At 54.5% G+C, this 11,025-nt stretch carries 8 protein-coding genes; 5 read left to right on the top strand and 3 right to left on the bottom strand.

The annotated features are described in order from the left end of the window. Positions 1–278: hypothetical protein (locus E6N53_RS21230; RefSeq protein ID WP_236642323.1), on the top strand; the 278-nt coding region annotated here is incomplete at its 5' end. A 767-nt stretch (positions 279–1,045) separates the two neighbouring features. On the opposite strand, the gene E6N53_RS08670 is transcribed toward E6N53_RS21230, so the two are convergent. Then, positions 1,046–2,053, bottom strand: a complete 1,008-nt coding sequence (locus E6N53_RS08670; RefSeq protein ID WP_142858446.1) for a DUF1616 domain-containing protein — start codon at positions 2,051–2,053, stop codon at positions 1,046–1,048. Positions 2,054–2,273: 220 nt separating this feature from the next. Here E6N53_RS08670 and E6N53_RS08665 point away from each other — a divergent pair, with 220 nt between their 5' ends. Next, complete coding sequence (locus E6N53_RS08665; RefSeq protein ID WP_142858445.1) at positions 2,274–3,707, top strand: hypothetical protein; 1,434 nt, start codon at positions 2,274–2,276, stop codon at positions 3,705–3,707. Positions 3,708–3,728: 21 nt separating this feature from the next. Here E6N53_RS08665 and E6N53_RS08660 read toward each other — a convergent pair whose 3' ends face one another. Beyond that, positions 3,729–5,153: a flippase gene (locus tag E6N53_RS08660; protein ID WP_142858444.1), complete on the bottom strand. Its 1,425-nt coding sequence runs from the start codon at positions 5,151–5,153 to the stop codon at positions 3,729–3,731. A 426-nt stretch (positions 5,154–5,579) separates the two neighbouring features. Here E6N53_RS08660 and E6N53_RS08655 point away from each other — a divergent pair, with 426 nt between their 5' ends. After that, the gene (locus E6N53_RS08655) at positions 5,580–7,175 is read left to right on the top strand and encodes a hypothetical protein (protein WP_142858442.1); all 1,596 of its coding nucleotides are present in this window, start codon (positions 5,580–5,582) and stop codon (positions 7,173–7,175) included. An 18-nt stretch (positions 7,176–7,193) separates the two neighbouring features. Here the strand turns inward: E6N53_RS08655 and E6N53_RS08650 are convergent, their stop codons facing one another. Further along, on the bottom strand, positions 7,194–8,537 hold the full coding sequence (locus E6N53_RS08650) for a sulfatase-like hydrolase/transferase (protein WP_142858440.1): 1,344 nt from the start codon (positions 8,535–8,537) through the stop codon (positions 7,194–7,196). A 122-nt stretch (positions 8,538–8,659) separates the two neighbouring features. Here E6N53_RS08650 and E6N53_RS08645 point away from each other — a divergent pair, with 122 nt between their 5' ends. Both E6N53_RS08645 and E6N53_RS08640 read left to right on the top strand, forming a co-directional pair. Continuing rightward, positions 8,660–9,622 (top strand): glycosyltransferase family 2 protein, encoded by a 963-nt coding sequence (locus E6N53_RS08645; RefSeq protein ID WP_142858438.1) that lies wholly within the window; start codon positions 8,660–8,662, stop codon positions 9,620–9,622. A 178-nt stretch (positions 9,623–9,800) separates the two neighbouring features. Beyond that, positions 9,801–11,009 (top strand): glycosyltransferase family 4 protein, encoded by a 1,209-nt coding sequence (locus E6N53_RS08640; RefSeq protein WP_142858436.1) that lies wholly within the window; start codon positions 9,801–9,803, stop codon positions 11,007–11,009. The last annotated feature ends 16 nt before the right edge of the window (positions 11,010–11,025 follow it).

Genomic DNA, 11,025 nt, shown 5'->3' with positions numbered 1-11,025 from the left:
TGGATGTCTCGGTTGGGTCGGGTGTCGGCGTTGATGTCGGGGTGGGAGTGGATGTCTCGGTTGGGTCGGGTGTCGGCGTTGATGTCGGGGTGGGAGTGGATGTCTCGGTTGGGTCGGGTGTCGGCGTTGATGTCGGGGTGGGAGTGGATGTCTCGGTTGGGTCGGGTGTCGGCGTCGATTTGGGCTCTTCAGGAGCACCACCTCCACCGCCTCCACCACCCCCACCGCCGGCAGCAGCGTTGACCGCCATCGATTCCGTCGCCGTCTCCGTTTCTTGAGGGGTCTGAGTCCGGGTTTCAGTTGCCGTCGACGTTACCGTGGGTGTCACCGTCTCAGTGGGAGTACCGGTGGCGGTAGCTACCGCGTCTGTGAACAACGACGGTGTGGGGCTCGTCGCCCCTGTACTCGGTGTTTCACTCGTTGCCGTAACCGGTCCACCGTAACCAAATGATTCTGGGGTCACTGTGCTCGTCGCCGGCTCCGAGGTCGGACCCCCAGTCTGTAAGACACCGGCAGATGCGACACCGGCGAGTCCGAGTAGCGAGAGGAGACTGCGTCGTCCGAGGCGGATTTTGGCAGCATCATCGTCAGCGTCTGAAGTCGTGGATGTATCAGTCGCATCTTCACGGCCCATTTGCTATCAAATATAAACTTTGGAAACATTCACAAAAGCCTGTGTTTGAAAAAATTGAATTTGATAATGGGGCGTCGAAAAAGAGGAGTCAAACCCGGCTGAGAGGACTGTGCTAATATGAACTATCTTACTCTCCCCCACTCACAGCAGACGCCGTTCGCTCCCTGAGGAGAGGGGCTTAGAACCCAATTTCCAGCTCACGTAATCCCGACCTCGAGAATCATCGTTCCGCGCCGATTAGCACTGAATGACACGGTTCAGAGATCGTCCTCGGGGTGGTACTGTCTCACCTCAGCAACGTTGTGAACACGCTGATGTCATGGGATTCCCACGCCTCCAGGGGAGTGAGGACATCACGACGCGAGCAGCTAGAACAGACAAAGAAGTGTTCGCTCCTAGCAAACCCAGAGGTCAGGGACTCGAGACGTTAATCCAGAGGTGGACTTCACGATAGGCGTTCTCAGGAGTTGGCCTCGCTGGAGCGTCCCCCCGATAGAGCAGATACGTCACCCGCAGCCGATCGCCCAGCATCTCTGGTGAAATCGAGTGTTGTCGCTGCCAGGTCTCGTTGTGCTCGGTCTGTACCTCGAACGTACGTAATCGTTCACGCTCGAGAACGACTGTCGAGTTGTTTTCGGCTTGGACTCTATGGATGTCAACGATAATCGTGTACTCCATCGGCTGGTGTTCTTGATTGTCGATACCGACCACCACAGACTGTGACTCACCAGCCACGAACTCCGAGGGATACTCATCAGCGATCAACTCCCCTTCGTCGTTCTCGGTCAGGAGGTAGAACTCCGAGAATGAATCGCCTTCCTTCGGGACTGTGACCGCATAGCCGACACTCCCTGCGGCGAGTAACAGTGAGGCAACAAGCAGGATGTTAAGAACGCCATCTATCCGCCCCTCTGGTTTGAACAGTTCACCCTTTCCGGCAGCGACCCACGCGCGCCAAGGGACTGAAAACCGCTCTTCAGGCGGGAGCGTCTGGCGGCGGTACGCTGCAACCACAGTCGATGCAAACACCGTGACGCTAATGGAAAGGACGACAGGCACAAGTCGAATACCGAGGGGTGTCAGATCCAATCCTAGTCCGATTAGCGGAACGATGGCAATCGATACGCCGAACGAGAGAGCGACCCGTTCGAGACCCGTGATACTAGATGAATTCAAATCGGAATCGTCGTCGCTGAGGTCGGGCGCTGCCATGGGAAACAGCGCCGACACGACCGCATAGCCGGGGACGAATAGGAGAAACGGGAGCCCAACGATGATACGGACTGGTGTATCCCTGACGACAGGGGTGAAGACAGCACCGACTGCCAGTACTGTAAGTACGAAGACAACGGTCAGGTCTGCAGACAGGTATCGAAGCCACGGTGGTGCGATACGACTCCACCGGACGTCGTCATCCATATCGCGAACGAATTGGCCGCAGGGTAAAAGTCAGTCGGTTGCTACTGCCTCTTGAGATACCGGTGTTTCGGAGCGTCTATACTGATGAGTGGCCATCGGCTGATTTGATATCAGAACCTCGAACCGAGTGACACACGTATATATTGGAGTAGCGTCTGACAACAACCCGCTATATGAGCAACGTGCTGAGACTCGATGCCTCTGTCACCTGCCGACAGACATGACCTCGACCGAGTATGACCGGTTCCATCAGCAGCTGTTACAGATCGAGGACGAGCTTGATTTGTTCTCTTTGGAGGTGAACGGGCTTCGTGTCTGGGAACGGATTCGTCACGACGTGGCGCTGAAGTTACTCGCAGATCTGGAGATACTGGGAGCCGCGCTCCCCGGCTCCGATAGATCGCTTAAAAAATACGGACAGAGCATATATCTTGGTCTCCGAAACCTCGGCGTTCGGAACCCGTTCTTTGCGTCACAGCAAGAGATATTATGTTACGGTCGTGGCAGGCGAATGCAGGTCGATGGAGAGTGGTGGGACCCGTTTCTCGATCCGTTGCATGAGAATGTCGACCGACAGACATTTCAAATCGAGTCCGTCTGGGGTGGTGAACATGTCACCCCGGAACGGACTGACGAGATCGGGTACGTCGATACGATCGAATTCATGGCCGAGTTCTGTCATCGATTTGGCCTCATTCGGTACGACCTGTCGACTGAAGAACACCGGGCCGTCGAGCAACTCGAAGAACGAATCCAGTCGGAATTTCACGTGGACTACGATATCAAGTCACTTATCAAGAAAGTAATCCACCGTCGTCGAGTCGAAAAACCGCTCTACGACCGCCTTCTATCTCGGTTGAACCCTTCATTAGCGGTCCTCGTCGTACACGGAGGGAAAGAGTCGTTCATCGAGAGTTGCCACGACTTATCGATTCCTGTCGTTGAAGTTCAACACGGACAGATAAGTGACTACTCGTACAACTATTCGTTTCCCAAAGACCGGACGAAGACTGTCTTTCCGGACTACCTGCTGACATTCGGTGATGCGTGGGGGACGAACGCAGAACTTCCGTTGCCAAGCGACCGCGTCATCAGTGTGGGGTATCCGTATCTAGAACAGGAGATATCGAGATACGCTGGCATAGAGACCGAGGAAAACATCCTGTTCATTTCTACGGGGGAATCTGGAATCGACCTCTCTCAAATCGCTGTAGAGCTGTGCAACAGTCCGAACGTTTCCCACGACATACTGTACAAGCTCCATCCAGCCGAGCTATCAGACTGGAGGGAACGTTATCCATGGCTTGTCGAATCGGCCGTACAGGTACTCGATGGGCGAGAAGTCTCGCTGTACGAACTATTCGCAAAATCCACCGCTCAGGTGGGGGTGGCTTCAACAGCGTTGTACGAGGGATTCGCCTTCGGCTTAGATACGTATTTGCTAGCGGCCCCAACGGTTGAGTGGGCCTCGCTGCTGTTGGAGAACGACTCCGCAACACTCGTGCGTTCGGCGGAGGAGTTGATCGGTGAACTCCAACGCCCGGTCGAGCCTCGTCTCTCACGTGATGAGTTATTCAAACCTGGTGCGACAATGAACTTGAGGTCGTCTATCGAGACGTTGTACGAGAGTGGGAGTGTCTGGAAGCGCGAGTGAGTCGCAGGAGGTAGTCCAACACTATATTACCTCGGTGAGTTCGGCGAGTTCGATACCATCGATAGCGATCATCACTACGAAGTACACCAGTGGACCCACCACGAGGGAGGGGAGTAGATTCCGATTCAAGAGCGAATAAAGTACAACGAACATGACGGCCGATGCAGCGGCCGTTTTAACGGTCGAAACCAGGGGAAAACGAGTTTTTACCCGGATATTAGATTCTCGATACACGAGAACAGAGCTGGCACCGTACGAGAGAACGGTGGCCACCGCTGCACCGGTGATACCGTACACGGGGACGAGGGCAACGTTCATTAGTATATTCGTGACGGCTGCGACACCCTTGATCTTCGAGATGACCACGGTATCTTCGTCGGCGACGGGAATCAGTTCGTATAACCGTTCTAGTCCGAGGAGGATGATACCAAGTCCAACAATCGGGACGAGCGCGTTCGCGGGCCCGGCGGCTTCGGGTGTCGAAATAAGCCTGATTACGGTAGGACCGACGAGGTAGATGCCGATTGCGGACGGAACCGCGATGACGATATAATAACGAACGCTGGTTTGGACAATGTTCCCACACCTTTCACGTTCTCCGTTTTCGAGCAGTCGACTGATCTCGGGGAAGAGCGAGGTGTACGCCGAGGAACTGTAAATCGAGATGAAGTTGGCAATCGAATACGAAATCGAATAGATCCCGACAGCGGAGGCACCGAGGAAGGACCCGACGATGATCTTGTCCGCCTGTGCGGCCAATTCGCTCGCAATCATCGACCCTGTGAGCGGAATCGAATAGCGGAGACACCGTTCCAACTCCTGAAAGCTCGGAATCGTGTATCCGATCTTCCGTCCGATGAGATACTGTATCCCGACTCCGAGGGCCAACTCGATCGCCACTAGAACGGTCATGACTCCTTCTAGCTCCCAATTCAGGTAGAGAATGACTAGAGCAACGGCCCCGATCGAAGCATACGAACGAATCGCCTCGATTACAGAGTAGATTTTGGTGTTCATTTCCATCCGGAAGTAGTTTCGAGCCATCCCGGAGAACACCTTGAGCGGGACGAGTGTCGAGCCGATTAACAGTGCCTCCGCGTATTGGCGATTCCCTAAGGTTAGCTCCGACAGCGAGGTCGAGAAAGTCATGAGGAGAATCGCAGCGAGACTCCCACACGCGACTGCGAACGCTGTCAGCGAATAGTATAGGTCCGCAACGTCCTGTGACTCCTCTTGACCGTATCGGATGAGAGCGGAGTGGAGTCCGAGGTCAAGGACGGTCGCAAGCAACCCTGTAATCGCGATTATCTGTACGTACGCGCCATAGGCAGCGAGGCCCAGAAGCTTGCCGATAAGAGGGATGAAGATTAGTCCTTGAAAGCGTGTCCCCAGTCGGACCAAGACCGTGACGAGGACGTCAGAAGATAACTTCTTTTGTAGACTCATACTATAGTAGATTCCGATTCGTTTTGACAAACACGGGCAACCTCATGCGACCACCAGACGGCTTGCCTCTCGTCTTACGGGTGATGGTATTGATGTTTATACCTACTGGTTCGATAGAACAGTCAATAATCGAATATGATAGACAAGGGGTAGACGGTGGGGTGCGCTCAACCCGCCTTGTCGTAACTCATCAAAAATGAATAATTGACAGAAATAGTGGCTGTCTCGGGGAAAGATTTAATTCATCTCGCCGATTGTGACTTCTGAATCCAATGGTAAAGTCAGGACTGATAATTTCGGGGATGTCGGTCGAAAATGGCTAATCCAATGTTGTCAGCATATTGGACGGCCGCGGAAGATAACAGCTCAAACGCACTACAATCGAGGTAACCACAGATGACGAAAACTAACAACCACCGATACAGCATGCCAGAGAAGGGGACGAGGGACTGGCACGTACCGCTCAATGAAAACTTCAACCAGATCGATAAGGACGTTCCAATCCGTGACGTTGATGCGAACAAGGGTAACTACCAGCCTAGGTCTGGGGCGAAGTTCGAAGCCATCGATGCGGGTGCGGTCTATTATGGTGATGGAAGCGATTGGATACCTGCTGATCGGTTAGTCAATTCACTGGAAACTGGTGGATTAACTCACACCCCCCAACAAGACGTCCCGCAGTCGATTCATGCGAACCTTTCGCAAGGACACTGTGTCGGTCTCGGAGCAAATGGGAACGTTATCTCCGCGAATCCGGACGGGTACGCCTCTGACGATGCTGCAATCCAGGCTGTCAACGACTGGCTCTCCTCGAACTCTGTCCCTGGCGGTGACATCTACATTCCCGCAGCTCACCCGAGTAAATCCGAATGGGTAATCGAGAACACTGTTATCGTGGGTGACCCCGACGAGGCCTCACGTGTCAGAAACAACCTCTATTTCGTCGGGTTCCCGTATCGGGTTGACGCGTCGGGACACATGACGACCACGATCAACGACGGGTCACAGATGTTCCGCGTCGTCGGTGACACGGGGAACAGTGCAACGCGTGGGTTCACTTGGCGCGGAGGGACGTTCAACCTCGGTGGGAACAACGCCGGTCTCGTCTCCTTCGAGTACGTCACGAACGTCGATATTGCTCTCGAGTGGCTCAAGGACTTCAGAGGAGATGGCGTGGTGTTCGACTCACGCGCCTACGAAGCGGTGTTCCGCCGCTGTCGATTCAAGCCTGATGACCCTCAGTCGACCCCGACTGCGAACTGTATCGTCTTCCAGAACTCCTACGGGACGCAAGCACCCGCTCAGGTGATGATCGGAGAGGGAGTAAACACCGACGGTGACCACAACGTCTCGGTACTGTACCGTGACCCGATGCCTTCGGCGTATATCGCTGGGAAGTACGAAGGGGCAAACGGGCGAGCAACGATCGACGTCGGTGATCCCGGCGGCCCGAGCTGTGTCTTCATCACACCGAAGGCACACATCGGGAACAATCACAGCGGTGCGCACGGCGTGTACTTTGATGGGTACAAGGCGATTATCGCACCGAGTTACGTGACACAGGTTGACGGAGACGGGATCGTCATCAACGGAGCGAAGACCTGTACCATCTCCAACGACATCTCGTACAATTCGGTCGGCGGAGATGCAATCGTCGTCAACGAGAACCAATCGACCAGTCGAGTCGTTGTCCCACACGAGGCTGTTGTCGGGCAGGGGAACGAGACTGTCAATTATCCTGATGCACCCTGGTACGCGGTTCGTTATCAAAACGGATGGCGCCTTTTTGACGAGGGGACAACCACGATTCCAGCCGGTGAGTCACGGGCCGTGACCAACTTCGGAAGTGGTGCGGGTGGAGAGCACTACGGAACAATCGAGTTTGCGTCTGACCCCACGAACAACGTGGAACTCGCCCAGCGCGTCGGCTGGAACGCGTCGGCCGACAATCCATCGTTCATCATCGAGGAGACCACTGGAAGCGGAGACGCGAACGTTCGGTGGAGGTTCTTCGTCAGGTGACGCATTACGCTAGCTGAATTATTTATACCCGAGTGCTCGTAACTGAGATTCTGCAACCTCGCTGACCGAGTGTCCCGAACCGAAATCGTCCCACGCATCTGGTAGTTCAGATAGAAGCGCACCTTCATCCTGAACCTGTCCGTTGAACGAGACGCCATCACTTGTCACAGTGCCGGTGAACGTGACATTATCCGTCTTAGAATGAATAAGAAACTCCGACCCGCGGTAGATTGCTTTACGTTCGGTGCCGTATCGACACGCCTCGCAGATCACTGCTCGCTCTACCGGAATATCTTCTGCCCAGTCGTATCCGCTGAAGTGATGTGTTTCGAGGACACGCTCGGAAATCGTCTGGGGGATATCAATCAACGACCCCCATCCACCGGTAGGAACGACGGTCCCTTCACCAGGAACTGAGACAGCGACCGGGACGCGTGCCAGTTCGTCGAATGGCGTTCCACCATGTCCGACTCCGTAGTTCGGACGGGAATCGGACATCACCCGGTCCTTCTGCGCGTGTTCGAACTGAGACTCTCCGTGGTCACCAGTCACGACGACAAGTGTGTCGTCACCGACCTCCGAGAGGAGATCTCGAAGCTGGTCCGACACGTAGTCGAGTGCCGCGCGATAGAGTTTGACGCGCTGCTCGTGGAAATGCTGCGCCTCGGGGCTTCCGTCGAAGTCCGCCGCCCACTGATCTGGGAACGCAAGGTCGAGAGACTCGTCGATATCGTACGGTCTCTTGTACTGTTCGGGAGGGTTGAGTGGGTTGTGCAGGTCACCGAGATGCAGGTAGCCGAACGTCTGTGGACGCTCGTCGCGCCACGACAGGTAATCACTGATGACGTTCTCGGCCCGCTCGAAGTCGTAGACTCTGGTGCTCTGGTACCAAGATTTCACGGCCAGGAAAGGAGTGATGAACGCACAGCCAGCGTAGGTTTCGTACCCTGCCGACTCCAAAGTATGTGCAATCGTTTCACGCGAACTGTACTGCTGTGGCATTGCAAACTCCTCATCTTCGGGGTGCGTGTGGGCAACCGATCCATGCTCATGGGGATACAATGAAGTGTGGAGACTCGTCACCGCAGGGAACGTCCACGTTCCCGGCGTGACTGCAGACCCGAACTCTACACCGATGTCCGGTGCTGCATCCGGTCGAAGCGCGTCGACGACGACCAGTAGTACGTGTTCGGGCGCATTCGGCAGTTTCGTGAGGTTACAAGTCGGTGACTGGTGGCTTGAGTTCGAACTTTTAGACTGGTAATAATAATACACCGGCGTAACAGCGTTCTTTGCCGAAGGTGGGAGAGTATCGGCAAGCGAACGGGCTATCTTCTCCGTCCACGCTGTGTCTTTTGTCATACGATGTAGACGAGGTGTACATAGTATAATTCTAACCATACACGTGTTACTATCGGAGAACTGGATATCGTTCGACCGATTAAAGGAGTATATTTATCCCGAGTCCGAGTCGAACACGGACAATGGCTCTGGTTAGTGTCATAATACCAACATATCATCGCTCATCTTACATACCCGGAGCGATACAGACCGTCTTGGGGCAGACGCACGGCGAGGTGGAGGTGATAGTCGTCAACGACGATGCATCCGACACGGCAACATTAAATGCACTAGCTGAATATACGGACGACTCGCGAGTTACAGCAATCAACAACACTGAACGGCGGGGGATATCCGCGAGTCGGAACCAGGCAGCAGCCCACGCTGATGGGGAATATCTCTGTATTCTGGATGATGACGACCGCTGGCGTGCTGACAAAATCGAGCAGCAGTTGGCGCGCTTCAACCAATTATCATCGGAGTACGCTGTCGTGTACACCGGTGGAGAGATCTGGTCAACGGGTGAGCCAAGACGTGTCCTGAAACAGTTCTCACCACCGGAATCGAGAATTGGCGAAATCTATCCAGAGGTACTCTCATCCTGGGGAATGTCACCACATTCGGGACATATGATTCGCACAGATGCGTTCCGTGCTGTTGGTGGGTTTGATGAGATGATGGATCACGGTGAGGACTGGGACCTCAGTATCAGACTTGCCAAACAATATAAATTCGACGCGGTCGATGAACCACTCACAATTCGGCTCTCACACGATGAGAACGTCTCGTCAAAGCGAGCACACGCGAATCAGCGCAAGGACATCCTCGCGAAGTATCCGGCCCCAATATTAAACGACGAGAGCATCGGTTCGGAGTTTTTTTCGAAGTGGCACGCTGAACGCGGATACCACCAGCTCGAAAACGGGAAACACGTCGAAGCGATTCGTGATTTGTGGATTGCACTCGGATACAAACCGACCACTCAACGGGCCGTACTTTTCATGATCAGCCTCTTTGGTCCGAGAGTATTCAGTTCCCTGAGTGACCTAAGCAGGTGGTGGCGAACAGCAATGGCTAATCAAGCGAGTAATCAACCTGGTGTCTGACCAGCAGTGATTCGGCTTCCGTTTGTATTCGTTTCGAACGCCGTGTTATACGAGTAAGAAGTCGCATCGGTACTGTTATCATCAAATCCACTCTCGGTGTGACCACGTTGAGTCGGAACCTTTTGATGGCGCCGAGAACCGGTGCATACATCAGATTCTGGGAGGCTAGATCAATAACATGAACATCTGCTTAGTCAATGGTGTTTTTCCACCATCAGTCAATGGGGGGGCAGAGAACTACGTACTCCGTGTCGCACAAGCGCTCCAAGCAAGAGGGCATGAGCTGGCGATCCTGACCACGAAACCCTACGATGGAACACGAAGCCTCTCGTTAGAACGTGAGATGTATGAGGGTGTTCCGACGTACCGGTTTTTCCCGCTGAACCTCTCTCATCGCGGCGAGGGAACCGGAAATTCGCTTCCTGCGAAAGCTGCATGGCATCAGCTTGATACCCTGAATCCACACGCTCGGCGCGTCCTCAAGGGGTTCATTTCGGATTTCGAGCCTGATGTGGTTCACACGAACAATCTCATGGGCATTTCAGCGGGTATTGGCAAAGTAATCGCAAAGTCGGATGCAAGATACGTGCACATGCTCCACGATTACGGCCTTCTCTGTCCCAAGACGAGTCTCATGCGGGAGCGTACCCTCCCTGGCGATGAAGTGGGGGTCTGTCACGACTCTCCGTTTCCCTGTCGGATGTACGCGAAAGGAAAAAAACACGTGATGGGCCCTCCAGACCACGTAGTTTCTCCCAGCCAACACGTCATTGACGTTCACCTCGACCGCGGGTTCTTCGAGGATATCCCCGCAACGCGGATTCAACACGGTGTAACATCTGTTATCGACGAGCCTCCGGAACCGTCAGCGGAGCCCGCGGTTCTGTATGCAGGAAAACAACAGCGCTCGAAAGGGTTAGAGACGCTCTTCGAAGCCGCAGAGGCTCTTCCGCAAGTGACTGTGCACCTCTGTGGGAGTGGGCCGATGAGCGAGGACTGCGAAGAGGTGGCACAGGAACTGGACAACGTGAGGTATCACGGATACGTGACATCTGACCGGCTCCACGAGCTTCGAGTGAGTTCGCATGCAGCGGTCGTCCCTTCTCTGTGGATGGAGAACTCTCCACTAGTAATCTACGAGAGCCTCGCGTCTGGACTTCCAGTTATCGGCTCAGACATGGGTGGAATCCCAGAACTGGTAGAGCACGGTGAACGGGGGCTGCTATTCGAAGCCGGTGACGCCACAGCTCTCGCTCAGTGTGTCAGGACACTCGTCGATGATATCGAAACACAGCACGCTCTGAGTCGGAACGCGAGACAGTGGGCGCTGGAACACACGATGGAGGATCACGTGGACGAACTAATCGGGTGTTACCGCGGCACATGAGCCCACAGTCGAATTC

It is taken from the genome of Salinigranum halophilum (assembly GCF_007004735.1).
Taxonomy (GTDB): Archaea; Halobacteriota; Halobacteria; order Halobacteriales; family Haloferacaceae; genus Salinigranum; species Salinigranum halophilum.
This window is presented reverse-complemented; position numbering and strand designations above follow the sequence as displayed.

Bases quoted from the DNA above. Each gene is read 5' to 3' on its own strand.
- E6N53_RS08670 (WP_142858446.1), bottom strand. From the start codon at position 2,053: ATGGATGACGACGTCCGGTGGAGTCGTATCGCACCACCGTGGCTTCGA.
- E6N53_RS08665 (WP_142858445.1), top strand. From the start codon at position 2,274: ATGACCTCGACCGAGTATGACCGGTTCCATCAGCAGCTGTTACAGATC.
- E6N53_RS08660 (WP_142858444.1), bottom strand. From the start codon at position 5,153: ATGAGTCTACAAAAGAAGTTATCTTCTGACGTCCTCGTCACGGTCTTG.
- E6N53_RS08655 (WP_142858442.1), top strand. From the start codon at position 5,580: ATGCCAGAGAAGGGGACGAGGGACTGGCACGTACCGCTCAATGAAAAC.
- E6N53_RS08650 (WP_142858440.1), bottom strand. From the start codon at position 8,537: ATGACAAAAGACACAGCGTGGACGGAGAAGATAGCCCGTTCGCTTGCC.
- E6N53_RS08645 (WP_142858438.1), top strand. From the start codon at position 8,660: ATGGCTCTGGTTAGTGTCATAATACCAACATATCATCGCTCATCTTAC.
- E6N53_RS08640 (WP_142858436.1), top strand. From the start codon at position 9,801: ATGAACATCTGCTTAGTCAATGGTGTTTTTCCACCATCAGTCAATGGG.